The organism is Tenacibaculum sp. ZH5_bin.1, assembly GCF_042865525.1.
In the GTDB taxonomy this organism is placed as follows: domain Bacteria; phylum Bacteroidota; class Bacteroidia; order Flavobacteriales; family Flavobacteriaceae; genus Polaribacter; species Polaribacter mesophilus.
Window position 1 is genome coordinate 136,078 of sequence record NZ_JBEGIO010000001.1, and the last position, 25,973, is coordinate 162,050.

The 25,973-nt window shown below is 31.8% G+C and carries 24 protein-coding genes; 13 read left to right on the top strand and 11 right to left on the bottom strand.

All coding sequences use genetic code 11. The annotated features are described in order from the left end of the window. Positions 1–19 precede the first annotated feature (19 nt). Together ABHQ57_RS00575 and ABHQ57_RS00580 are read right to left on the bottom strand one after the other, a co-directional pair. On the bottom strand, positions 20–1,219 hold the full coding sequence (locus ABHQ57_RS00575) for a DUF4876 domain-containing protein (protein WP_167712472.1): 1,200 nt from the start codon (positions 1,217–1,219) through the stop codon (positions 20–22). Between the two features lie 18 nt (positions 1,220–1,237). Continuing rightward, positions 1,238–3,976, bottom strand: a complete 2,739-nt coding sequence (locus ABHQ57_RS00580; protein ID WP_167712473.1) for a TonB-dependent receptor — start codon at positions 3,974–3,976, stop codon at positions 1,238–1,240. Between the two features lie 137 nt (positions 3,977–4,113). On the opposite strand from ABHQ57_RS00580, the gene ABHQ57_RS00585 reads away from it, so the two are divergent. The 3 genes from ABHQ57_RS00585 to ABHQ57_RS00595 are packed head-to-tail and all read left to right on the top strand — an operon-like array spanning position 4,114 to position 6,881. Continuing rightward, on the top strand, positions 4,114–5,349 hold the full coding sequence (locus ABHQ57_RS00585; RefSeq protein ID WP_167712474.1) for a DUF5103 domain-containing protein: 1,236 nt from the start codon (positions 4,114–4,116) through the stop codon (positions 5,347–5,349). Between the two features lie 51 nt (positions 5,350–5,400). Then, entirely contained in the window at positions 5,401–5,787 is a 387-nt protein-coding gene (gene apaG / locus ABHQ57_RS00590) for a Co2+/Mg2+ efflux protein ApaG (RefSeq protein ID WP_047788321.1), read from the top strand. After that, positions 5,787–6,881, top strand: coding sequence for a DUF3667 domain-containing protein (locus ABHQ57_RS00595; RefSeq protein ID WP_159509038.1), 1,095 nt, complete (start codon positions 5,787–5,789; stop codon positions 6,879–6,881). The genes apaG and ABHQ57_RS00595 overlap by 1 nt, the downstream gene beginning before the upstream one ends. Here ABHQ57_RS00595 and ABHQ57_RS00600 read toward each other — a convergent pair. From ABHQ57_RS00600 to ABHQ57_RS00615, 4 genes are read right to left on the bottom strand one after another with little or no spacing between them, the layout of a single operon-like run. Further along, complete coding sequence (locus ABHQ57_RS00600) at positions 6,878–8,206, bottom strand: hypothetical protein (RefSeq protein ID WP_389861883.1); 1,329 nt, start codon at positions 8,204–8,206, stop codon at positions 6,878–6,880. The genes ABHQ57_RS00595 and ABHQ57_RS00600 overlap by 4 nt on opposite strands. Positions 8,207–8,211: 5 nt before the next feature. Continuing rightward, complete coding sequence (locus ABHQ57_RS00605) at positions 8,212–9,993, bottom strand: hypothetical protein (RefSeq protein ID WP_389861886.1); 1,782 nt, start codon at positions 9,991–9,993, stop codon at positions 8,212–8,214. A gap of 7 nt (positions 9,994–10,000) precedes the next feature. Further along, on the bottom strand, positions 10,001–10,672 hold the full coding sequence (locus ABHQ57_RS00610) for a hypothetical protein (protein ID WP_389861889.1): 672 nt from the start codon (positions 10,670–10,672) through the stop codon (positions 10,001–10,003). Positions 10,673–10,708: 36 nt separating this feature from the next. Further along, a complete protein-coding gene (locus ABHQ57_RS00615) occupies positions 10,709–11,425 on the bottom strand; it encodes an NRDE family protein (protein ID WP_389861891.1) in 717 nt (238 codons plus the stop codon). 139 nt (positions 11,426–11,564) lie between these two features. Here ABHQ57_RS00615 and pruA point away from each other — a divergent pair, with 139 nt between their 5' ends. From pruA to ABHQ57_RS00655, 8 genes are all read left to right on the top strand, one after another. Beyond that, complete coding sequence (gene pruA, locus ABHQ57_RS00620; RefSeq protein ID WP_159509044.1) at positions 11,565–13,190, top strand: L-glutamate gamma-semialdehyde dehydrogenase; 1,626 nt, start codon at positions 11,565–11,567, stop codon at positions 13,188–13,190. Between the two features lie 121 nt (positions 13,191–13,311). Continuing rightward, on the top strand, positions 13,312–14,223 hold the full coding sequence (locus tag ABHQ57_RS00625) for a glutaminase (RefSeq protein ID WP_167712478.1): 912 nt from the start codon (positions 13,312–13,314) through the stop codon (positions 14,221–14,223). 58 nt (positions 14,224–14,281) lie between these two features. After that, positions 14,282–14,533, top strand: a complete 252-nt coding sequence (locus ABHQ57_RS00630; RefSeq protein WP_167712479.1) for a hypothetical protein — start codon at positions 14,282–14,284, stop codon at positions 14,531–14,533. A gap of 38 nt (positions 14,534–14,571) precedes the next feature. After that, on the top strand, positions 14,572–14,763 hold the full coding sequence (locus ABHQ57_RS00635; protein WP_167712480.1) for a hypothetical protein: 192 nt from the start codon (positions 14,572–14,574) through the stop codon (positions 14,761–14,763). 195 nt (positions 14,764–14,958) lie between these two features. Beyond that, complete coding sequence (locus tag ABHQ57_RS00640; protein ID WP_167712481.1) at positions 14,959–16,191, top strand: DEAD/DEAH box helicase; 1,233 nt, start codon at positions 14,959–14,961, stop codon at positions 16,189–16,191. Between the two features lie 80 nt (positions 16,192–16,271). Then, a complete protein-coding gene (locus tag ABHQ57_RS00645; RefSeq protein ID WP_047788311.1) occupies positions 16,272–16,601 on the top strand; it encodes a helix-turn-helix transcriptional regulator in 330 nt (109 codons plus the stop codon). A 50-nt stretch (positions 16,602–16,651) separates the two neighbouring features. Further along, positions 16,652–17,122 carry a DUF6428 family protein gene (locus ABHQ57_RS00650; RefSeq protein WP_047788310.1) on the top strand — a complete coding sequence of 157 codons (471 nt, stop codon included), beginning with the start codon at positions 16,652–16,654 and terminating at the stop codon, positions 17,120–17,122. A gap of 1 nt (position 17,123) precedes the next feature. Then, entirely contained in the window at positions 17,124–17,750 is a 627-nt protein-coding gene (locus tag ABHQ57_RS00655; RefSeq protein ID WP_167713628.1) for a low molecular weight phosphatase family protein, read from the top strand. On the opposite strand, the gene rsmG is transcribed toward ABHQ57_RS00655, so the two are convergent. Next, positions 17,747–18,376, bottom strand: coding sequence for a 16S rRNA (guanine(527)-N(7))-methyltransferase RsmG (gene rsmG / locus ABHQ57_RS00660; RefSeq protein ID WP_167712482.1), 630 nt, complete (start codon positions 18,374–18,376; stop codon positions 17,747–17,749). The two genes, ABHQ57_RS00655 and rsmG, sit on opposite strands and share 4 nt — an antisense overlap. 299 nt (positions 18,377–18,675) lie before the next feature. Here rsmG and ABHQ57_RS00665 point away from each other — a divergent pair, with 299 nt between their 5' ends. Together ABHQ57_RS00665 and ABHQ57_RS00670 are read left to right on the top strand one after the other, a co-directional pair. After that, entirely contained in the window at positions 18,676–19,767 is a 1,092-nt protein-coding gene (locus ABHQ57_RS00665) for an acyl-CoA desaturase (RefSeq protein WP_125066569.1), read from the top strand. A 24-nt stretch (positions 19,768–19,791) separates the two neighbouring features. After that, positions 19,792–20,979 carry a pyridoxal phosphate-dependent aminotransferase gene (locus ABHQ57_RS00670; RefSeq protein WP_196781594.1) on the top strand — a complete coding sequence of 396 codons (1,188 nt, stop codon included), beginning with the start codon at positions 19,792–19,794 and terminating at the stop codon, positions 20,977–20,979. Between the two features lie 419 nt (positions 20,980–21,398). Here ABHQ57_RS00670 and ABHQ57_RS00675 read toward each other — a convergent pair whose 3' ends face one another. Genes ABHQ57_RS00675 through ruvB form a run of 4 tightly spaced genes read right to left on the bottom strand, consistent with a single transcriptional unit; the run spans position 21,399 to position 25,963 of the window. Further along, complete coding sequence (locus ABHQ57_RS00675) at positions 21,399–21,779, bottom strand: rhodanese-like domain-containing protein (protein WP_053056634.1); 381 nt, start codon at positions 21,777–21,779, stop codon at positions 21,399–21,401. A 5-nt stretch (positions 21,780–21,784) separates the two neighbouring features. Further along, complete coding sequence (locus tag ABHQ57_RS00680) at positions 21,785–23,194, bottom strand: rhodanese-like domain-containing protein (protein ID WP_167712483.1); 1,410 nt, start codon at positions 23,192–23,194, stop codon at positions 21,785–21,787. Between the two features lie 11 nt (positions 23,195–23,205). Beyond that, complete coding sequence (locus ABHQ57_RS00685) at positions 23,206–24,936, bottom strand: SulP family inorganic anion transporter (RefSeq protein ID WP_159509054.1); 1,731 nt, start codon at positions 24,934–24,936, stop codon at positions 23,206–23,208. Between the two features lie 4 nt (positions 24,937–24,940). Further along, positions 24,941–25,963, bottom strand: a complete 1,023-nt coding sequence (ruvB, locus tag ABHQ57_RS00690) for a Holliday junction branch migration DNA helicase RuvB (protein ID WP_167712484.1) — start codon at positions 25,961–25,963, stop codon at positions 24,941–24,943. Positions 25,964–25,973 lie beyond the last annotated feature (10 nt).

Below are 25,973 nucleotides of genomic sequence, written 5' to 3' on the forward strand. Positions count from 1 at the left end.
AACAACTTTATGTAAAAACTTATTGTACAGAAAGGCTTGCTTCTGGAATAAAATCATTTGCTGAATTGTTAGTATCTTGCAATAAACGTACTCCATCTATTTCTTGTAACACTTTTCTCTTCACAGATTTTCCGTAACGTGAAGCATCTCTATCAACTTTTCCACAGTAAGTATAACCGCTATCTAATGAAGCGTCTGTTACTACCCATTCAAACTCTGACTCTACACTCATATTAACCGCATCTACAATCCATTCGTTAGGAATCTTATAATCAGATTCATTTTGCGGTATCTCATATTCACCAAAAACAAATAACCACTCATAGTTGTACTTATAATCACTTATATAATTGGTTTGATTTACGCCCTCTGGCAACCTTACTAATACGTAACTATTAAACCCTCTGTTATGAGGCACTATTCTATCGTAAAAATTGATTACATTAGTTACAGCAGGGTTATCCACATCATCTGTTCCTTCATAAAACATTTCAAAATCTGCTGAACTTAAATCGATAGATTTTGCATTATTTTCTTTATGATTAATACCTCCTAATGCTATAATTAATGATTCCCCTGGCTCGACAGCATATTCTTTACCAGACCCTGGAATCTGAATCATTGAACTGGTTGTAAAGTCAGTTTTCATAACATCTGGCGTATATTCTTGTTTATCTACAGTTAAGAATTTAGATTGCGCTAATATTAATCCGTCTGCATATAAAACTTCGTCTGTATTGTTATATATTTTAAAATATTGATCACCGTAGTATTGCTCTCCTTCTGGCGTTAACGTTCCTGTAAAGAATACTTCTTCAATAATAAAATCTTTACTAAAAGCTTTTAACGCTAATTGAATATCTTGTGCTTGTACATCACTTACAAAGTTTAACTCTGGTACAAACGCCACAACAACCCCTTCTCTTGTTTCACCATTTAAATCATATTGCACTTTACCAGAAACAGATACTTCGTAACTTCCTTGATTTAATTCTATGTTAACAAGGTTTGCTGTTACTTTTTGCTCTTGTTTTTCTTTAGTATTAAGCTCTGTAAACGATATAGTAACATCTGTATATTGTGTTATTTTTACCAAGTCCGATGGGTTTAATAAATTAAAAGTCGCATCACTTTTTCTTATTAACACCTCAGGGTCGTCACTACAAGACGTAAAAACTAGTAGTGTAATTACTGTTAAAAAATATGCTATGTTTTTCATGTAAAAGTATTTGTATAATTAAAAATTAAAATTGAGTTCCATTCCAAAATAGGGGTCGATAAAATTTCGCTGTGTTACTTGTTGGTTTGCTGTTGTATTTCTGTCATAATAGTTAAACAAATTGTTTACATACATAGAAACCACAAAATTTTTGTAAAACTTTTTTGAAATTTTAATGTGTGTATTTAAGCCCAGGGGACTCTCTCTGTATGCAACCTCTCCATCCCCTCTTACATCTAAGATTAAAGATTTTAAAACAGGGTCGTTAGCCTCTACTATGGTATAGGGCACAACAGTACCATCATTTTTTACATAATGTGTAGGCACACTACTTTCAGGCAAATAAAACGACTTAGTATACCATTGTACATCCATTCTAAAAGAAGTAGTTAAACCTAAATTCTGCAAATAGGTATCTGCTGTAAAACTTGTTTGTAACGACTCTTTAAAAGAGTTGTTATTAGCCATTTTATACAAACCAATATTGGTGTAGTTTACACCTCCTATAATTGCTGTTTCCGATTTATATCTTGGTAATGAATTAAAATATTCACTTTGTAACCAAGCACCATTAATTGTAAAGCGTGTTTTTAATGCCTCAATTCTTTTAGTAGCATATTGAAATTCTACTCCCTTTTTAAATATTGAGCTTCCATTACTTTCTTGTGATGATAACGCTAAACTATTTACTGTTTTGTAGGGTAAATTTTCTACGAGCGGCGCACTTGTTATCGTTTCATGGTTTAACCCTGATACATCATATTTTTTATAATTTACCTGATGAAAATTACTAATTGTTCTAAATCCAGAAGACATTTTTTCATCAAAATAAGTTATGTACAATGAGTGATGATCATAGTTTAACCCTAATCTTACTTCTTTTTTTACATTTAAAGCAGGCTGAATTTTGTAGTTTACTTGTGAAAACTTGTATGTTTTATAATGAACTTGTCTATACTCTTTAATATTATGATAATAGTTTAATTGCTCATAGTCTTCATACAACTCTTGCGGATATAACATATTTAGTGTTGGTAATTTATGATGTTTACCATAACCACTTGTTACCTCTATATTTAAAGCTTCGTTATTATTGAATTTTATTGCAGGAAAGGCTATCTTAAGATTAAGTCTAGGATCTAAAAACAGCTCATTATGTATAGCGTATTTTTTATTGAGCCCTAAAAACGATGTTCCTCTAACACCCGCTCTTAAAGTAAAATTTGTAGTGTTTACATCCCACTTTATTTCATCTTCTACATAAAAAGCCAATGATTGCATTGCTGGTATTTCTTTGTATGTTCTCGGTCGTGTTTTAATCGACGGAGAAGGTGGTAATTTACGATCGTATACTTGTCCTAACCCATTATTTTTAGCATATAAATAATTGACACCTAACGTAATATTGTTTTTAATTTTGTATGCTGAAAAATTTAAAATTCCAGAAAAATCTGCAAAAATATCTAAAGGCTTCCCATCAATTAATTGGTTAGACACGTAACTAGGTAAAAGATAAAAACCATAGCTCTCTCCTGCTTCTGTAGCCAATGGAAGTGCTGTTGCATCCCATAATTGAACCCATCTGGTCTGCTTTATTTTATCAAAAGACTGGTTAAAGCTTGTTTTAAAGTTTATGTTTTTTAATATACCTTCAGAAAAATCAATGTTAAACTCGTTAGACACACGAATACTATTATATGAGGATTTAAAAGACTCATATTTATCAAAAGGAACATCTGGATCCGATTTTTCACCATCTACAGTACCTGTATAATCTACATTTAAATTCCAACTAACAGGATTTCTTTTTTCAAACAACTTTTCTAACCGTAAAGATGTAGTGTATCTTTTATAATTTTCGTAGTTATCTCTAGGATCTGCTTTTGCATCTAAATACGCTACATCAAAATTAAGTTTTAAGTTTTCTTCGTTAAAATTGTATCCTTTTCCTAAAGAATACAGCTTACTAAAACCATCTGATTTTATTCTAGATTTCCAGCGTGTATATCCATTTTTACGCTTTATCTTTACTAAACCACTACTTAAATCTCCGTATTTTGCAGAAGCTACTCCTCTTACAATTTCTACCTTCTCTATCTCATCAGTAGATATTGATCGCATATCCACTCCTCTTCTTACTGTATTTCTATTATAATCTTTCGTAGATTTATTTACTGGTGCTGCCTCTACCACCTGTTGCAAGTTTGCATTAGTGTTTATTGGTACACCATCTACCAAAAAAGAAACACCTAATAAAGAAGTATCGTAATCTCTATCAGAAGAACCTACCTCTCTTAAACGTAAATGAGTAGATGCATTTAAATTACTATTAGTTATGTTTTTACCTGGAAGCAAACTAACCAAATCTGTAAAACTACTGGGCTGTAAATGACTCATCGCCTTTCTATCTACTAGAGACGAGGAGGTCATTCCTTCAGATTCTTTAGCTGTTATTACCACTTCTTGTAATAACTCTTTATTTTCTCTTAAAACTATAGTAACTATACTATCTTTTGACGCTAAAATTACTTTAGAAAAATCTAAATAAGCAATGTGATTAACCTTAATCGTATAGTTGTCTTTTTCTACATTAAAAAAAACTTCTCCTTTTTTATCAGTTACCTTTGCTTTGGAATTTATAAAAACATATGCATCTTCTATTGGGCTACCTAATGTGTTACTAACCTTAAAACCAATCTTTACTTGCGCCTTTGAAATTGCTGCCACAAACAACAACATAAAGAAACCAAACTTCATACCCCTCTTAATTTGAAATGCAAAAGTATAAATTATCTTTATTTAATCTAAATAAAAAGTAAGTAAATTAATGTTTTATATATTCGTAGTTTTACAAACTGAATCTTCACGTTTTTTAACGTATTAAGGCTTTATAAATGCGATTATCAAATTATTTTTTATTATTCTTTGCATTGTTATTTTTGAATATTCAAGCTCAAAATGTAAAAACAGTACAACTACGACCTAAAAATAACCCAAACTTTTATGCCCCTATTGTTCGCTTGGGTGATGTTTTAAAATTATCTTTTGATGATTTAGATGCTGATAGCAAACAGTATTTATACAAAATTGAACATATGACTCATGATTGGAGACCCAGTTCAATAACAAGTAATCAATACATTCAGGGTTTTGAACAAAACGAAATCTTCAACTTTACCAATTCCTTTAATACACTCCAACCTTATACTCATTATTCTGTAGAAATCCCTAATGAGAACACAGTTGTCACAAAAAGTGGTAATTATTTAATTTCTGTTTTAGATGAGGATTATAAAGTTGTTTTTACAAGACGCTGTGTCTTTTACGAAGATATTACCACCGTTGGTGTTGCTGCTTTTAGAAGCAGAAACACAACAACAACCAACCAACAACAAACCGTTCAATTTTCAGTTAATCACTCAGGTTTACAAATCAATAATCCTTCTCAAGAAATCAATGTTACATTGTTTCAAAACCATAATTGGAATACAGCTATTACTAATCTTCAACCTATTTTTATAAAACCTCAACAACTTTTATATAATCACACTGTAAAAACTAATTTCTGGGGAGGGAATGAGTTTTTAAATTTTGACACTAAACTGATACGAAACTCTAGTTTAAATGTTGCTAAAGTAGAACGCAAAAACGTATACCACAGCTACCTCTACACAGACGAGCCTAGGGCTGATAAAACATATACCTACAACCCTGATATTAACGGACAGTTTGTTATAAGAACCACTGAACGTGATGTTGTTGACAACAGAGATAACACTGAGGCTGATTATTCTTTAGTTCATTTTTCTTTAGATGCTTTTGAGCCTTACGAAAACAAGGAGGTTTATGTTTATGGAGCTTTTAACAACTACGAATTGTCTGAAGAAAATAAAATGACCTATGATCCTTCTCAGAAAATTTACAAGGCAATTTTACCTTTTAAACAAGGCTTCTACAACTATAGCTACGCTACTTTAAACAAGAAAAAAAACATTGACTTACACGAGGTTAACGGTTCTTTTTATCAAACTGAGAATGAATATACCGTAATTGTTTATTACAGACCTTTTGGTGAAATTTACGATAGAGTAATTGGTGTTGGTTACGGTTTTTTTAACCAAAATAGGTAAGGTATTTATGTAAACGTTGACTAAAAACTGAAAAAGAACTATCTTTATCATATGTTTCAGCAAATTACAAAAGGTATTAAGGTTTCTGTAAAAACGTCTTTTAGAGGCTCAGTTTACAGAGAGCATCGGCAATACTACGCTTTTAGTTATTATGTTTCCATAGAAAATAGTTCGAAAGAAACTGTAAAGCTATTGGAACGTTTTTGGGTTATTTTTGATGCTCTTAACAATACTGAATATGTAGAAGGTGAAGGTGTCGTTGGTGAAACTCCAATCTTAAGACCTAACGATATTTATAATTACAGATCAAATTGCTTTTTACTATCTACTACAGGTGCTATGGGTGGCAATTACAAGATGATTAACGTAGAAACTTTTGAGGAATTTCTTGTAATTATTCCTACTTTTCAATTAACCACCTCTTCTATTTTAAATTAATGATTAAGAAAAATAAAGTTCCGGTTATTAAAGATGCTAACTGTTTAAATTGCGGATGTCCTTTTACTAATAACGAAAAGTTTTGTCCTGAATGTGGACAAAAGAATAGAGGTAAGAAAATTACACTAAGTGTTTTTCTTCGTGAACTTTTTGCTGGTTTTTTCTCTTTAGATACTAAGTTTTGGCGAACACTAATCCCTTTACTAATAAGCCCTGGAAAAGTTTCAAAAGACTATATAGAAGGAAAAAGAATTAAATACACAAATCCTTTTCGGTTCTATTTAGCTACATCTATTATTTTTTTCTTAATCATAAGCTTAACAGATAGTTACAAAAAGTTTGAAGAATTAAGGATTGGACGTTCATCTAATATTAAAATAAGTAATGATGACTCAGAGGATATTCAAGTAGATTTGGACTCTATCCAAAGTATCGTTTTTAAACAACTTGAAGAACAAGACTCTATTGACACTAAACAAACTGAAACTGATTCTACTAAAGTTTCGTATAATATAAAACCAAAAACAGTTAAATCAAATCTTAGTAATTCTTTTGATATTATAGAGTTTATGAAATTTCAAAAGACGCATCCAAAAACCTCTATTGATGCTGCTTTGGACAGTTTACAAGTTACCAAAAATTTTAGCAATCGTTTTTGGTATTCTCGCGCTAAAGTTTTTAATTCAATTTTTTTAGATAGAGATGAAGCAAAGAAGTTTTTCCGTCAGGTACTATCATATGCTTCTATAGCACTTTTTGTTCTACTGCCTTTATTTACTTTATTTTTAAAATTTATTTATATTAGAAAAAAATATACTTACGTAGAGCATCTAGTTTTTGTATTTCATGTACAAACTGTGCTATTTCTTCTTTTTTCAATTTTTTATATTATAGACTTTTTTAAACACTCTAATAACTTTCTTTCTATTTTCTTATTACTTTTTATGGTTTACCTATACATTGCCATGAAAAGGTTTTACAATCAAGGATATTTTAAAACATTTACTAAATATATGCTTGCAAATACGATGTTTTTTATTCTAGCCATGCTTGGATCAGCCGCTATATCTTTTGCTGCATTTGCCCTGTATTAATTCAAGGCTTGTAAAAAAAAGTTTTTTGAAGTGTTTTTTAACTCTACAGTCGCCTTTAACTCGTTGTTATTAGCTACTAATAACTGCATTGTTTTCACTTTACTTAAATATTTATTTTTAATAGAATAAATACCTCTATCCCTATTCTGATAATCAGCCACGTTAAATAAGAAGTAAAATTTATTCTTTTTATTAACCTCTTTAATTGGCTTATCTCCTTTTATTGACACAAATCTTAAACCTTCTTCTTCGCAAAAGCTATAGGTAGTAAAAAAAGGCATTAATGTTAGAATGTCTTCATTATCTAGTTTTTGAATTGCTCTTTTTTCTTCTAAATACCTGCACAAATCATCTCCATCAACTTCTAAAATCACTTTGGGTGTTATTATTTTTTGAATTTCCTTCTTTTCAACCTTATTAAAATCATCATCGTACTCATAAGTTACAATCGTGTCTAATTTTTCTACGAAAGAACTAAGATTAAAATCTATCACTCCATCCCATTTATTAGTAACAGAATCTAATGACAATGTTGTTAGCTTTTTAAACTTTTTCTTAAAATCTACACCTAACCTATCTCTTAATACTTCGGTGTTTAATTTCCCTGACACAGTTACTATCGAACTACCCACTGAAGACGCTTTAAATGGCTTAAACAAGTTATTCTCTTCACTTAACTCTCCTTGAATCTTTAAACCACCTCCATCTGCAGAAAATTCAAAAAAGTCTCCTTGCAAAGTACTTATAACTATTGGCTGTTTACTATCCTTTATCCGCCTTAAGATTAAGTCGTTTTCAGAAAAATAGTTCTCATGACTTAGTTTAGATAATAACTGAGGGAGTATTTGTGCTCCTTTATATTTTTTTAATAGTACTTGCAAAGAATTACCTTTCACTACACAACTTATTACCCCTTTACTATAAACAGTTGTCTTATTTATATTTTTGACTGCAAATCCTTCTTCTTTTAAAGCTTCTTCAAAATTTTGTTTTACAACTATTGGGTTACTAATAAAAAAGTTTTTAAACTCTTGTTCATTAGTATAAAAAAACAAACCAGGAGGCACTTCTACCTCATCTAACCATGTTGTTTTCTTTTTTGCTTTTTTGCTTGTAGATTTCTTGAAGTCTAACTGAGAAAGTGGATGTTTTAAAAAACTACTAAGTATACTATACTCTATTTCTCTAAGATTGAGGTAAACTATAGTTTCAGCTGAAGTTGGTACTTTTTTTTCATAAATTACGGTTGGATTATATCTAAAAAATCCAACCGTAACTATAATACAGCATACTGTTACAAGTATATATGCTATTCTTTTTATCATTTAGCTTATTTCGCTACTGTATTGATAAATTCTAACAATAATTTTAACGTGTTCTCTTCTGTTCCTTGTGTAGATATTTTTAATTCAGAAGAAATTGTGTTTCCTCTCATTCTAGACACTCTAAATACTCCATCATTTAAGTTATCTGTTGAAAAGCGCATTGCCTCTTTTTCCGATTTACTCATCCATTTATTAGGAATTTTATTTAAAACCGCATTTACATCTACAAAAAGCACTGTTGAGTTGTCTCTAACCAACTTACTGTGTTTTTTTGTATTAAAGTTATTATTACCACTAGCAATGCTTAACGCATTCGTTTTTGATGTAGTTAAGTACAATACATCATTTTTAACTACTGAATATAAATCAAATGGTATATCAGACTTTTTAGTTTTAAACTTTACTACGTTATTTTCAATCTCAACTGCTTTATGCTTTTCCCCTAATTTGAAAAACTTATTCAATAAATCTTCTTCTTCTGAACCAATCATCAACATAAAATCAGGAATGAACTCTTCTTTTGTTTTTGTTACTTCTTTACGCTTATAATCTTTATCATATTCGTAAGTAGTGTACTCTACTTCTTGTTTAGAAAAATCGTTCAATACTAAAAGAGCATCTCCAGTAACTAATCTACCTACTGCTTTTTCATCTATAACTAAAGAAAATAAATCACCTACAAGTTCCATTTCTTCTTGAAATTTAGGTAAAATACCTCCGTACATCTTATGTAATAATTCTGGATATTCCTTTAATGTTTCTTCAGTATCTATAGAAATACTCCAAAAAGCTAATGCTTTATCATGATCAAAGCTATTAACTAAATTGCTACTCATTTTTTTATTATAAATCTTCTTAAAAGATTTCTTCATATCAGAACTAACCGACATATCTAATAAAATTCTTGCATCACTTTTATCAAAAAACAAATTAGCAGTTACTTCTTCAACTCCATAAATATTTTGATTTCCTCCTTCAGCATACATAGGATATAGATAACCTCCAAAAGACTTAAATAAGTCTGTCATTAACATTCCATAGTTACGAATCCAAAGTGTTGCCGATGCATTTTTCTTTTTACTCTTTTGAAACTTTTTATTAGTAGCAATAGACATTATAACATTCTTATTAAATAGGTCTAGCACATATTTTTTTGTCCAATCTTTACCTATTCTTTTTCTGAAGTTGTAACCAAACTCTCCTTCTTCTTTAAGCTTATCTAGACGTTCTTTATGAGTTGAGAAATATCCTCTTGACGCATCACCGTTTACCAATAAAAGGTAATTATCGTTCCATATTCTAATATCACTTCGTCCTTCAATAATATTATAACCCTCCATTCTCCTTATTTTCTTCTTATTTCGTTTACTTAACATAGACTCAAAGAGCTCTCTATCTTTCAACTCCACATAAAAGTTATGGTATGAAATACTATCTGTTTTACTAAAGAAATAATAGGCATTTGACTTAATATCTATCCCTGCATTAGCTACTGAAGAAACTTTTTTTCTCTCTTCTATATCTTTTGAGTCTTCTTTCTTTTCATCTGATTCTGACTCAACTACAGATTCTACTCTGTAAATATTATTATCTCTATTTAAATCCTTTAAAATTTCTTTTCCAATAGCATTTTTGTCAATATCTGATACTTCTATCAATTTAAATAAATTTTCTGCGTTTGCAGAAACTAACACATCTATGTTGTTAGGTATCTTAGACTCTAGTCGTTGAGCCTGTATAACTGTAAGTATATTTAAAAACAGTAGTGTAGCAATAATTTTTTTCATCCTAAATTTAATTCTCTAATTGTATTTTATTTTTGATTGTTTGTTTGTTTGCTATGATGTCTTGTGCCTGTAAATGCAACATAATAGCTTTTTTACTTTTTGATATTCTTGCTTGGTTGTTTTCTGTATATTTTATAGGTATTTCAAACCTATACACACTGGTGTAAGTTGCAGTTTCAAATACTTTACGGTCTTGATTTTTTGTTTTTCTAAACTCTTTTCCTAGATCAAAATGATGACTGCGTGTAAATGTTTTACTTTTTTCATTAAAGGTAAAATGTTTATTCTTTTTAATAGCTTTTATATGTTTCTTTGAGCTAAAATTAGCTATTACTTCATTTAAAGCTTCTACATTATCAAAATCACACGAAACTGTAACAATAAACTCATTAAAATCTAACGTGTTTTTTACATTATGAACTCCTTTTGTTCCTTTAATTTTAGAAACTATTTCTTGTACTTTTTTTCTTATAGTTACTTTTGAAGGTACTTTATAGCCATTAATACTGTCAAGTAGCATTATAGAAGCTAGCTTTGTTTTACTTTTACTTAAGTTAATGGTAAGTACAGCACTTCCTGAGCCATCTTTATTAAAACTCACTTCTTCAACAAACTCAAAACAGCTAGTAAATAAAAGGATAGAAATTGTAGAAAATAGCAATAATATTTTTTTATTCATAAAAACTTTTTTTGCAAAGATATTAAATCGCTTTTATTACAAACTAATGATTTCGACTCCTATTTTGTTAATATTTGAATGCAGGTCGTAGTAGCTCATGGTAAGTTGCTTTTCTTTTTTTATTACTGAAGTTACACTAACAGTTTCTACACTTTGACGCTTCATCTTTAATGACACTTCTCTATTACCTCTAGTTTTATCTTGATGAAAATTAATTATACCTGATTGATGAAACTCTTTGCTGTTGGATAACCAATCTGCAAACCACTCTTTTCTTAGCTGTTTCATTTCATCAGTATATAGTGTAGATGATGACCATATTTTAGGAGTTTTACCTAGCTCTTGAAAATGTTTTTTAACTCCATCCCAAACCAATTCATACGCTTGCAACCCATTATTCCAATCAACTAACACAATGGTAAAAGGCTCAATTCCTTCAAAGTCAAAGTGATTGATAATTTCAACAGGATCATCAACTTTTAATAACTGCTTTACAATCACTCCCCTACTCATTCGGTACGATTCTGCTCTTTGGTGTTTTGTAAACCCTCCATTTAGCAAACAAATCAATCTATTTTTTTCACTTAACCCTATCCATGTACCTCCAGCTAATTCATCTTTAGGGTATGTTAACTTCACTCCTTCTTCAACATACGTTTTTGGTGCAATCGTTTTTCGTTTCGGGTCTTCATCTCTATTTGATGTTAATATAAAATTATTATTCCCTAAAGGTAAATAAGTTACCGTACACATATTGTTTTACTTTTATATAATTCCAGCCTTATGTCCATTTAAATATTCCTAAAATAACCGTAACTTTGTCATTTAGGAAAGTCTGAGATAGACTTTTCAATAACAAAGAAAGAAATTTAATTCAACAAACAACATACAAATGGGAAAAGGATTTTTTCACGTACCAACTGCCATTAACGAACCGGTAAAAGGATATGCTCCAGGATCTTCAGAGCGCGAAGCCGTTTCAAAACAATACAAAGAATATTTTAACGGATCTGTAGATGTACCAATGTACATCGGTAACGAAGAGGTTAGAACAGGAAATACTCGTAATATGACACCTCCACACGACCACCAACATGTGGTAGGACAATATCATATTGGAGACAAAACACATGCAGAAAAAGCAATTGCTAATGCTTTAGAAGCTCGTACGGAATGGGCGCAAATGCCATGGGAACAAAGAGCTGCTATCTTTTTACGTGCTGCTGAGTTAATTGCTGGTCCTTACCGTGCAAAGATTAACGCTGCAACTATGATTGCGCAATCTAAAACTGTTCACCAAGCTGAGATTGATGCTGCTTGTGAATTAATTGACTTTTTACGTTTTAACGTAGAATATATGTCTGAAATTTACAACGAACAACCAAACTCTGACGACGGAATTTGGAACCGTGTTGAATACCGTCCGTTAGAAGGGTTTGTATATGCAATTACTCCATTTAACTTTACTGCAATTGCTGCAAACTTGCCTGCATCAGCTGCAATGATGGGGAATGTTGTAGTATGGAAACCATCTGATAGCCAAATTTTCTCTGCAAAAGTAATTGTAGATGTATTTAAAGAAGCTGGTGTACCAGACGGTGTTATCAACGTAATTTATGGTGATCCTGTTGAAATTACTGATGTAGTTTTATCTTCTCCTGATTTCGCTGGAATCCACTTTACAGGTTCTACTTATGTATTTAAGGAATTATGGAAAAAGATTGGTGAAAACATTCACACTTACAAAACATACCCAAGAATTGTAGGAGAAACTGGTGGTAAAGATTTTATCATTGCTCACCCTTCTGCAAACCCAAAACAAGTAGCTACAGGTATTTCTCGTGGTGCTTTTGAATTCCAAGGTCAAAAATGTTCTGCGGCTTCAAGAGTATACTTACCAAAATCGTTAGCTGAAGAAACCTTAAACTATGTAAAAGAAGACATCGCTTCTTTTAAAATGGGTTCTCCAGAAGACATGAGTAACTTTATTACTGCAGTAATTCACGAAGGTTCTTTTGATAAGTTAGCAAAATATATCGACCAAGCTAAAGCCGATGCTGATGCTGAAATTATTGCTGGTGGTAACTACGATAAATCAAAAGGATATTTTATTGAGCCAACTGTTATCTTAACTACAAACCCTAAATATACGACTATGGAAACTGAGTTATTTGGTCCTGTAGTAACTATTTATGTGTATGAAGATGCAGATTGGGCTGATACGTTAAAATTAGTTGACGGAACTTCTGAGTACGCTTTAACAGGTGCTGTATTCTCAACAGATCGTTATGCTGTTGCTGAAGCTACGAAAGCATTAGAAAACTGTGCTGGTAACTTCTATGTAAACGATAAGCCAACAGGAGCTGTTGTAGGGCAACAACCATTTGGTGGAGCAAGAGCTTCAGGAACGAACGATAAAGCAGGATCTGCTCAAAACTTATTACGTTGGGTATCTCCTCGTTTAATCAAAGAAACATTTGTTTCTCCAACTGATTATCGTTACCCTTTCTTAGGATAAAATATTCCGATTACGGAAATTTACTATAAGTTAAAAGCAACCTCAATGAGGTTGCTTTTTTTATTTGTTTTCAAACAGAATTCAACTAATTTCGTTTAACACATATTAGCGTTTATAAACAATGAATTATAAAGAAATACTTGAAGCTGTATATCAAAAAATAGCTCCTATTGAAAATATAGGTGAGTTGGCTACCTATATTCCTGAATTAGCTACCATTGATACTGAAAAATTTGGCGTATATATTTCAACAGTTACTAACACCAATTTTGGTTTAGGAAACTTTCAAGAAAAATTCTCTATTCAAAGTATTGCTAAAGTATTATCACTTTGTTTGGCTTATAAACATCTTGGTGAATCTATTTGGGACAGATTGGGTGTAGAACCCTCTGGTAACAGTTTCAATTCACTTGTTCAATTAGAAACTGACAATGGTATTCCTAGAAATCCGTTTATCAACGCAGGTGCTATTGTAATTGCCGATATTTTAATTAGCAGCTTAGTAAATCCGAAGGAAGATTTATTGAATTTCATTAAAAGTCTTTCTAAAAATAAAGACATTGACTACTCTGCAAAAATTGCGGCTTCAGAAAAATCGGTAGGATACAGAAATGTGGCCTTGTGTAATTTTATCAAGTCTTACGGAAACATTTATAATGATCCTGAAGTGGTGCTAGATTTTTATTTCGATTTATGTTCGCTGGAATTGACTTGCGAACAGCTTTCTGAATTGTTTTTCTTTTTAGCTAATAACGGACAAACCAGACAGGGAGAACAAATATTAACTAAAAGTCAATCCAAAAGAATCAATGCATTAATGCAAACCTGTGGTTTTTATGACGAATCTGGGGAGTTTGCTTTTAAAGTTGGACTCGCAGGGAAAAGTGGCGTTGGTGGTGGTATTATTGCCATACACCCTAACCAATACGCCATTGCAGTATGGAGTCCTAAATTGAATAAAAAAGGAAACTCATATAGAGGCATGCGCTTTTTAGAAGAGTTTACCACACTTTCTGAACAGTCTATTTTTTAGGTTTGATTTTTATCAGATTTAAACTAACTTGGTTGACGTTAAATATTAATGAACTTAAATGAGTACATATCAAGGCGCTTTAGAAGAGTACAGAAATGAAGATAATGACGGAAAATATCGTTTGATTTATACTTATTTCGGACTTGCTATTTATTTCAGTCAAGTTTTAGAAGAAACATTTTCTATAATGTTGTGGACTAATAGAATTTTCAAAGATAAAGCTAAAACCAACAAAGAAGTAAATGATATTATAGATACCATTGAAAACTCAAGAAAAACTATGGGGGTTTTCATAAATATTTTAAATTAGAGATTCAAAAGTGTTATTCTGATTTAGGAAGAAAAGAAATGCTAGAATATTTTGGAAACTTCATAGACGAAGCACAAAAAATCGATTCTGAATTAAATTTTTATTACTCAAAATACACGAAAAAAATGGGTCTAACACAAGAAAAAACAGAAGAATTAGTTAACAATATGAAAATAGAAGAGTTAAAAAGAGAAAGAGCTACAACCAACAATTTGAACGCAACTCTTTAATCTAACTAACTCAACTCAATTTTCATATTTAAGTACATCCATTTTGTTGGAACGTTTGATGATTGTCCGTTTACCAGTTTATAATAATTAATCTAAGTTTAACTAATCCGTTGACAAAACTTACCAAAACACACAACAGTATAAAATAAATTTTTCATTCTCTGTTTTAGCCTACCTTTGCAAAAAAATATTTGAATGCAGTTTACAGACTTACAACTCAATAAATCTATCTTAAAAGCGCTTACGGAAGAAAGGCATCACAAACCAACTTTAGTACAACAAAAAGTAATTCCGTTAGTACTAGACAAAAAAGATGTGATTGTAGCTGCACAAACAGGTACTGGCAAAACTGCTGCTTTTGCGTTACCTATCATTCATGAACTTTCTAAGGAAGATGATGTTGAAAAAAGAGCAAAAAAAATCAAAGCTTTAATTGTAAGTCCTACTCGAGAACTAGCTATTCAAATTGAAGAAAATTTTAAAGCATATAGTAAGTACACCAACTTAAGAAGTACTGTTATATACGGTGGTATGTCTACACAACCTCAAAAAGATGTGTTAGAAAAAGGAATAGATATTTTAATCGCTACACCAGGTCGTTTTATCGACTTGCATAAACAAGGTAGTATTGATGTTCGCCAACTGAAAACTTTTGTTTTAGATGAAGCTGATTTAATGTTAGATATGGGCTTTATCGACGATGTAAGAAAGATTGAAGAATTATGTCCACGTAAAAAACAAACCTTACTATTTTCTGCAACAATGCCTGACAAAGTAAGTGACTTGGCTCAATCAATGTTATACAAGCCAGAGAAGATAGACATTTCACCTGCAGAAACCACTTCAACAAATATTGGTCAGTTACTATACTACACCCCTAAAAAGCATAAGGTCGATTTGTGTTTGCACTTATTACGTAATACCATAAAAGGTCGTATTATTATATTTCGTCGTACCAAATTTGGGGTTGACAAATTGGAGAAAACTCTTCAAAAAAACGGATACAAAGCTACCAGTGTGCATGGTGATAAGTCACAAAACTTACGAAACCAAGCTATTGAAGATTTCAAAAACAATAAAGCCAACATTTTAATTGCTACCGATGTTGCTGCTCGTGGAATTGACGTTAGTAAAGTAGATGCGGTAATTAATGTTGACTTACCTAACATTCCTGAAACCTACGTACACCGAATTGGTAGAACTGGTAGAGCAGGTAAATCTGGAATCGCCTTTTCGCTATGTAGTGCCGATGAAACTTCGTACATTAAAGCTATTCAAAAGTTTATGGATAGAACTATAAAAATTATAGAAGACCATCCATTCCCTCTAGCTAAACCAAAGAAGAAAAAACAACCCAATACCATTAGCAAACATAAAAAAGGAAGAAAATCAGAAGCTTCTAAAAAGAAGAAAAAACGCTGGTATTAAACTTTTTATAAAAAATTTAACTTTTAAAGTTTTGTAAAAACCATTACTTAATCGTAATATTGCAATTAAATATTTAATAAATGGGATTAACTAAATCTGAAATTTTTTCTGAAGAGCAAAACCAATTGGCCTCTATTGCGAAAGTATTAGGACACCCTGCTCGTATTGCCATTTTACAACATTTATTCAAACTGAATTCTTGTGTTTGTGGTGATTTAGTAAATGAAATAGGTTTAGCGCAACCTACTATTTCGCAACATTTAAAAGAATTAAAAAAAATAGGAATTATTAAAGGAACTATTGAAGGCACAAGTGTTTGTTATTGCATAAATCCAGCTAAATGGCAAGAAACAAAAACTTTATTATCTTCATTTTTAAATCTTGACATAAAAGACATGTCGTGCTGCTAAAAAAATTTAAACTCATTAATCGTAATATTGCAATATAAAAATATATTAAAATGAATTTATCTGAAATAAAAAAACATCTAGAAAACTTAAAAACTATTGCTTTTCAACTTCCTGATGGTAGTTTGGTCCCTAACCATTTTCATGTAACGGAAGTTGGTAGAGTTACTAAAAACTTTATCGATTGTGGTGGAGTGGTAAGAAATGAAGAAGTGGTTAACTTTCAGCTTTGGAACGCAAATGATTATGATCATCGATTACACCCTGAGAAACTAATATCTATTATAGAATTATCTGAAAAGACATTAAACATTTCACCTAACTTAGAAATTGAAGTGGAATATCAAGGTAGTACTATAGGTAAATACGGACTAGATTTTGACGGAACTAACTTCTTACTTACTACAAAACAAACAGATTGTTTGGCGAAAGATAACTGCGGAATTCCACAAGAAAAACCAAGAGTAAAGCTATCTGACTTACAAAAACAAACTACTTGTGAACCTAACTCTGGATGCTGCTAATATGAAAACACAAACCTCAACACTATTTACTGAAATACAACAAACTCTTTCAAGTTTACCAACTGTTTCGGAAGAGCGAAAACAAGTTTTACAACCGCTTATAAGTTACATTCAAGAAAAACTGGATAATAAAGGACTTATAAACCTGAATTTTATTTGTACTCATAATTCAAGAAGAAGTCATTTGTCGCAAGTATGGGCACAAACGATGACTTCTTATCATCAAATACCAAATGTAAACGCATACTCTGGCGGTACAGAAGATACAGAGATGAACGAAATAGTAGTAAGCACTTTGGTTGATAACGGATTTCAAATTCAACAATTATCTGATGGAACAAATCCTATATACGCGGTAAAATATGCTGATAACGCATCACCTATTATAGGTTTTTCTAAAAAGTATGATAATGACTTTAATCCAAGCTCAGCTTTTTGCGCTATCATGACTTGTTCACAAGCCGATGAAGGTTGTCCATTCATTGCTGGTGCTGATAAAAGAGTACCTGTTACTTATGAAGACCCTAAACTATATGATGGTACACCTTTAGAAAAAGAGAAATACTTAGAGCGTAGCCTACAAATTGCTGCTGAAATGCACTATGTTTTTTCTTCTGTAAAAGCTTAACCTTTATATTTCATAGGTAAATGCACCACTTTTTTAGTTTCGAAGAAATCTTCTTCAAAAAAGTCTGGTAAATCATAAATGGTGGCTTTAGGAAAGTTCGCAAGTTCTTCCGTAAGGTCACCACCTTTTAAATATAAAATTCCGTTTTTAAGTGCATGATTTTGTTTTTTATGCACTTTATTTTTCACCCAACGGTGAAATGTTTCCATTTGCGCTACCGCTCTACTTACAATAAAATCGTACGTATCATCAACTTCTTCAACACGTCCGTGAGTCGTTTTTATATTCTGTAAACCTAAACCTTCAGCAACTTCATTTACTACTTTAATTTTCTTTCCGATAGAATCTACCAAATGAAATTGGGTTTCAGGAAATAAAATAGCTAACGGAATTCCTGGGAAACCTCCTCCTGTACCTACATCCATCACTTTGGCTCCAGCTTTAAACTCCATCACCTTTGCAATTCCTAACGAATGTAATACGTGACGTAAATACAACTCATCAATATCTTTACGAGAAACTACATTAATTTTTAAGTTCCAGTCTTCATACAATTCTTGCAACTTAGAAAATTGCTCTAATTGTGTTTCCGATAAATTGTCAAAGTATTTTTTTACAAGTTTCAAACCAATGTGTATTTAAATTAAGCACTTACTTTTTTTAGGTAACCTATTAAGACATATTAATCAGTACAAAATACTACCTACTATAAAATTTCTTCTCTTTGGGTATTACAACAGACTCTGTCTATTCAATAATTCCTCTATAGGAGGATTCCATGAAGTGATTTTTTCCGTTGCAAAAATAAAAAACTAATTGGTATTGTTAATTTTTCTACAAAAGATATTAATCTAGTTAAAAAGTTAAGCTTTAGCAATAACCGTGAACCAAAAACGTTTATTTTTGCGGTACAAACAAACAATAAATGAAGACAGTAAACTTCTCAAGAATAGACAAAGCCAAGTTTTTTAGAACTCTGAATAAAAGAGTTAACACTTACTTTAAAGAAAACAACATTAAGCGTACAGGTAACTGGAAACTATATTCAAAAGCTATTATTATGTTAGCTACGTTTATCGTTCCATTCATATTAATTTTAACTGTTGATATGTCGCAATGGATAAAATTAGCTCTTGCTATTGTAATGGGTATTGGAATGGCTGGAGTAGGAATGAATGTGATGCACGATGCCAATCACGAATCTTTTTCTAGTAAAAAATGGGTAAATAAGCTTTTTGGAAGCAGTATTTATATTTTAGCAGGTAACGTGTATAACTGGAAAGTACAACACAATGTATTACACCATACTTATACTAACATTCAAGATCATGATGAAGATATGGATGCTGGTAGAATTATCCGTTTTTCAAAACACACACAATGGTTATGGATTCATAAATTCCAAAAATATTATTCAATCTTTTTATACGGATTGTTAACGATTAACTGGGCAATCACTACTGATTTTAAACAAATGCACAGTTACTTAAAGCGAAAGTTATCGTATGGAGAATTTCCAAATCCAGCTAAAGAATGGACAAAACTAGTAGTTTCGAAAGTTATTTATTATTCACTTTGGATTGTATTACCAATTGCAGTAATGAATGTTGCTTGGTGGAAAGTATTAATCGGATTTTTTGTAATGCACTATACTGCAGGAATCATTTTAAGCGTGGTTTTCCAATTAGCACACATTGTTCCTAAAACAGAAACTCCTTTACCAGATGAAGATGGTAATATGAAAAACACTTGGGCAATTCACCAATTATATACTACAGCAAATTTTGCTCCTAAAAATTGGTTTATCAACTTTTATACAGGTGGATTAAATCATCAAGTAGAGCACCACATTTTCCCAAATATTTCTCATATTCACTATAATAAGTTAGCTCAAATTGTAAAAGAAACTGCTAAGGAATTTAACCTTCCTTATAATGAGTATAAAACTACACGTAAAGCAGTTATAGAGCATTTTAGACACTTAGCTGAATTAGGAAAAAAACCGCAATTAGCATAAATCAACATACAACATAACAACACAATGTCAAACGCATTATCAAACAGAATTCAAAGTTTACCAGTATCGCAAACTTTAGCAATGGCTGCTAAAGCGAGAGAATTAAAAGCTGAAGGTAAAGACATCATTAGTTTAAGTTTAGGAGAACCAGATTTTAACACTCCTGATTTTATTAAAAATGCTGCAATTGAAGCTATTAATCAAGATTATAACTCTTACACTCCAGTTGACGGGTATGTAGAGTTAAAAGAAGCTATTTGCGAGAAGTTTAAACGTGATAATAACTTAACTTATGCTCCAAACCAAGTAGTTGTTTCTACAGGAGCAAAACAATCTATTGCTAACGTAGCTCAGGTGTTATTAAACCCTGGTGATGAAGTATTATTACCAGCTCCATATTGGGTAAGTTATTCTGCAATTGCAACTTTGTGTGAGGCTAAGTTTACCGAAATTCCTTCTTCTATTGAAAACGATTTCAAAATCACTCCAGAACAATTAGAAGCCGCTATTTCACCAAAAACAAAAATGATTTTCTTTAACTCGCCAAACAACCCAAGTGGAACAATTTATAGCGAGGAAGAATACAGAGCATTGGCTAACGTATTAGAGAAGCATCCGGATATTTATATTTTATCTGACGAAATATATGAGCACATTAACTACGGAACAAAACCTTTTAGTTTTGCTGCTATTGAAAGTATGTACGATCGTACCATTACCGTGAACGGTTTAGCGAAAGCTTTTGCAATGACAGGATGGAGAATCGGTTATATCGGAGCTCCTGAATGGATTGCTAAAGCATGTACAAAAATGCAAGGTCAAATTACTTCAGGAACCAACTGTATCGCTCAACGTGCTGCAATTACAGCTGTAAAAGCATCGCCAGAAAAAGTACAGTACATGGTAGATGAGTTTAAAAATCGTAGAGATTTAGTGTTACAGTTATTAGGAGAAATTGATGGATTTAAATTAAACGTACCTGAAGGTGCTTTTTACGTATTTCCAGACATTTCTTATTTCTTCGGAAAAACTATCCAAGGAAAAGAAATTAAAAATGCAAATGATTTTTCTATGCTATTATTAGAAAAAGCAAATGTAGCTACTGTAACTGGTGAAGCTTTTGGTGCACCAAACTGTGTTCGTTTATCATATGCTGCTTCTGAATTACAATTACGTGAAGCAATTAAAAGAATAAAAGAAGTTTTAAGCTAATTAATTTAAACAATTGTACCGTCCTAAAAAACGTTACAGCTTTCATTAGGGCTAGAGTTATAAAAATCTCTCAATAAACAGTTGTTTGTTGAGAGATTTTCTTTTTATAAGTTTTTAATTTTACCTTGTTTATGCATTTGATCTGACACATAGCTTTGGCTTTCCTATAATCAAAGCTATCTTATTTTTCAAGCCAGTTCACAAATGGTTTTTCTACACTGAATACCATAAGCCTGAAATATTGATAAACAGTCCTACTCTACTTCTTGTACAGTACTAAAGTTAAAACTTACTGGTTACTCTTTTTGAGTATGTTTTTTATACTTATTATTCATTACACTTGTTCTTAATACAACGCTATTTCAGGACGAAGCGCCTTTAAGATAAATAAATCCCGAGTAGTATACTCGGGATTTTCTTTATTCTTTATTTTTCTCTGTCCATTCTAGATAACCTCCTAAAACATTGTATACTTTAAAACCTTTTTGAGCAAGTAACTCACTTGCTTTTAAACTTCTTCCGCCTGAACGGCAATAAAGGTATACCGGTTTTGTTTTATCTAATTTCTCCAGAGCTTTTCCTTCAAAATCATTACCTGTAACATCTATTTTAATTGGGTTTTCAATAACTCCTCTTGACCACTCTTCTGGGGTTCTAACGTCTAATAACTGTGCATTATTTTCATTCTGTAAAACTACTTGTAAGTTATCTATAGTAATGTTATTTACCTCAGTTTTTTGTGGTTTACACGACAATATCACTGTTAAAAATAAACCTACTAAAAAAACGCCTTTGTTCATATTGCTTATTTTAAAGTTGATGGACATACCGTTGCTGTCCTTGGAATATCAGTTTCTTTAATAGCCTTATACCCTCCAGCAACATCAATGATGTTATGAAATCCTCTGGCTTTTAAAATAGACGCTGCAATTACTGAACGGTATCCTCCAGCACAATGTACATAAAAGTCTTCTTTTGTTGGAAACTCTTCAACATGCTCGTTTAAGAAATCTAACGGTGTACTTGGTACATCTACAATATGTTCATTTGCATATTCTCCTGGTTTTCTAACATCAAAAACAGGTGCTTCTTTTGTTATTGCTTCTGCTAAAATAGTTGCAGAAACAGAACGTAACGTATCTACTTCTTTTCCTGCTTCTTTCCAAGCTGCAAAGCTTCCATCTAAATATCCTAACACATTATCAAAACCAACACGAGATAAACGTGTAATCGTAGTTTCTTCTTCTCCTTTAGGAGTAACTAATAAAATTGGTTGAGTAACATCTTTAATCAATGCTCCTACCCATGGAGCAAATGTTCCTCCTAAACCAATAAAAATTGATTGAGGAATAAATCCTTTAATAAATTCTGATTGATGACGTACATCTAAAATCAACGCATCTGTTTCGTTTGCTATTTTTTCAAAATCTATTACTGATAAAGCTCTTGCTCCATTTTTGATAACTTCATCGATAGATTGGTATCCTTCCTTATTCATTTTTACATTTAAAGGAAAATATTCAGGTGGAGGTAGTAACCCGTCTGTTACTTCTTTTACAAACTCCTCTTTGGTCATGTCTGCACGCAATGCGTAATTGGTTTTCTTTTGATCGCCAATTGTGCCTACTGTTTCTTTGCTTAAGTTTTTACCACAAGCCGATCCTGCTCCGTGTGCCGGATATACAATTACTTCATCTTCCAATGTCATAATTTTTGTACGTAAACTATCGTACAATAATCCTGCTAATTCATCTTGCGTTAAGTTTGCTGCTTTTTGTGCTAAATCTGGACGTCCAACATCACCTAAAAACAAAGTATCTCCACTGAAAACTGCATGATTTTTTCCGTCTTTATCTTTTAACAAATAAGAAGTACTTTCCATTGTATGTCCTGGAGTATGTAATACAGTAATTGTAATTTCTCCTAATCTAAATACTTCTCCATCTGTTGCTATATGAGCTTCATAATTTGTTTTTGCTGTTGGTCCGTATACAATTGTTGCTCCTGTTTTTTCAGCTAGTGTAACATGACCACTTACAAAATCTGCATGGAAGTGAGTTTCGAAAATATATTTGATTTTAGCGCCTTCTTTTTCAGCTCTGTTTATGTAAGGATCAACTTCACGTAATGGATCTATAATTGCTACTTCTCCATTACTTTCAATATAATAGGCTCCTTGTGCTAAACAACCTGTATAAATTTGCTCTATTTTCATGATATTATATATTATTTATACGCTTGGTGTATATACTGTGCGTATTTTTTCTGATTTTGATTATCTCCTGTTTTATAAAAATTTACGGCACCATTGGCACGCATAAAAAAGTGGTCTAAACTCACAACGTCTAATAAGCCTCCTCTAAAAAAGGCATCTCTTACAGGTCCTTTTACTCCTGCAAAGTAAAATTGAATGTTATGCTTGTTAAAATAAATAATACGTTCTTTTAACATATCAATTCCTGTACTATCAACTCTGTTTATGCTTTCAGCATCTAAAACAATCAACTTTAATGCTTTTCCTTTTTCTGATGCCATTTCATCTAACTTATCTCTAAAGTAATTTGAATTAGCATAAAAAAGTTGTGCATCAAAGCGAAATACTAAAATTTCATCATCTAGAATGACTTCCTTAAACCTGCTTTTATTACGATAGAAATCTGAATTTGGTACTTTTCCTAACTCTGCTACGTACGGTCTTGAAGTTCTAAAAATTAAAACAATTAATGATAAAACTACCCCGATTAAAATTCCATATTCAATTCCGAAGAAAATAGTAGCTAAGAAAGTAGCTAAGAGTAGCCAGAAATCTAAATTATTTGCTTTCCATAGCCTTCTTGCTTCTTTTAAATTTATTAAGTTAAAAACTGCAACTATAATAATTGCTGATAAAATAGTTTTTGGCAAGTGATAAAAAACTGGGGTTAAAAAAAGTAAGGTAAACACTACCAAAATTGCGGAAACTATTGCGGAAACTCCTGTAGTTCCTCCCGATTCTGCATTAATTGCCGAACGAGAAAAACTTGATGCTGACGGATATGATTGAAATAATGACCCAACCATATTACTTAAACCCAAAGCTACTAATTCTTGATTGGGTCTTACTCTATACTCATCTTGCTTAGCTTCCAAGGTTTTTCCGATAGAAATAGTTTCTAAATATCCTACCATAACCAAAGTTGCCGCTATCGGCATTAATTCACGTATTAAAGCTACATCAATTACTGGCATTGAAAATTTAGGTAAGCCTGATGGAATATCTTTTACAATGGCTACATCTGAAAATTCTGTTCCAAAAAAACGGATACTTATTATACCCAATATAACAACGATTAATGCATTGGGTATTTTTCTATTAATTCTTCTAAAAATTATAATAATAGCACATGCTATTAAACCTATTATTGTTGTATTTGTTTTAAAATATTTAAGTCTAAAGAGAATATCTTCTAATAATACATGGATTTGATCACTTTGTACAAAATCTACTCCGAATAAATTCCTAAATTGATTCAATCCAATAATTAAAGCTACTGCAGAGGTAAACCCAGTTATTACAGGTCTTGATAAAAAGTTAACAATAAATCCTAAACGGAAAATTCCCATTAAAAACTGAATAGTCCCTACTACTAGCGCGAGTAATATTGCTATAGCTATATAACTTTCAGAACCTGTTAATGCTAAGGTAGATACTCCTGTTGCTACAATCAATGAGTCCATTGCTACAGGACCAATTGCTACTTGACGTGACGTACCAAAAATAGCATATAGTAATTGAGGCACTAACGCAGCATACAACCCATAAATTGGTGGTAAACCTGCAATAAGTGCATACGCTATACCTTGTGGAATTAGCACAATAGCAACGGTTATACCTGCAACTACATCACCTTTTAACTGTGACTTTTTATAGTTGGGTAACCATTCTAGTATCGGTATAAGTTTTTTTAGTAATTCCATTTATTTAAAAGAGCTCTCCTTGACTAGTTCCTTTAATTCTTCCTAAATGTTTATATGCCAAATCAGTTACTTCTCTTCCTCTTGGCGTACGCATAATAAACCCTTGCTGAATTAAAAAAGGTTCATAAACTTCTTCTATTGTTTCTGAATTTTCTGCTACAGCAGTAGCTAACGTAGTAATTCCTACTGGGCCACCCTTAAACTTATCGATAATGGTGGATAAAATTTTATTATCCATTTCATCCAAACCATGTGCATCTACATTTAAAGCTTTTAAAGCATATTTGGCTATTTCTATGGTAATTGTACCATTTCCTTTAATTTGAGCAAAATCACGCACTCTACGTAGTAATGCATTAGCAATACGAGGAGTCCCTCTACTTCTTCCTGCAATTTCAATTGCGGCTTCCATAGAAATAGGCACTTTTAAAATAAATGCACTTCGTTGTATGATGGTTGTTAATAATTCTGTTGAGTAATAATGTAATCGGCTACTGATACCAAAACGAGCTCGCATAGGCGCTGAGAGCAATCCTGAACGAGTAGTTGCTCCTACTAAAGTAAATGGCTCTAAGTTAATTTGAACTGTACGTGCATTTGGACCAGATTCAATCATGATATCGATTTTATAATCTTCCATTGCTGAATACAGGTATTCTTCAACTATTGGACTTAATCGATGTATTTCATCTATAAATAAAACATCTCGTTCATCTAAATTGGTTAGTAAACCCGCTAAATCTCCAGGTTTATCTAGTACAGGCCCTGAAGTTACTTTTATTCCAACTCCTAATTCATTAGCTAAAATATGAGCCAATGTTGTTTTTCCTAATCCTGGAGGGCCGTGAAATAAGGCATGATCTAACGCTTCATCTCGTTGATTCGCTGCCTCTACAAAAACCTTTAAATTATCTATTGCCTGATCTTGGCCAGTAAAATCATCAAATGAAAGCGGACGCAGTTTTTTTTCTACATCTAATTCTTCATTTGAATAATTTGTGTTTTCAGGGTTTAAGTTTTCATTCATATTGTTGCAA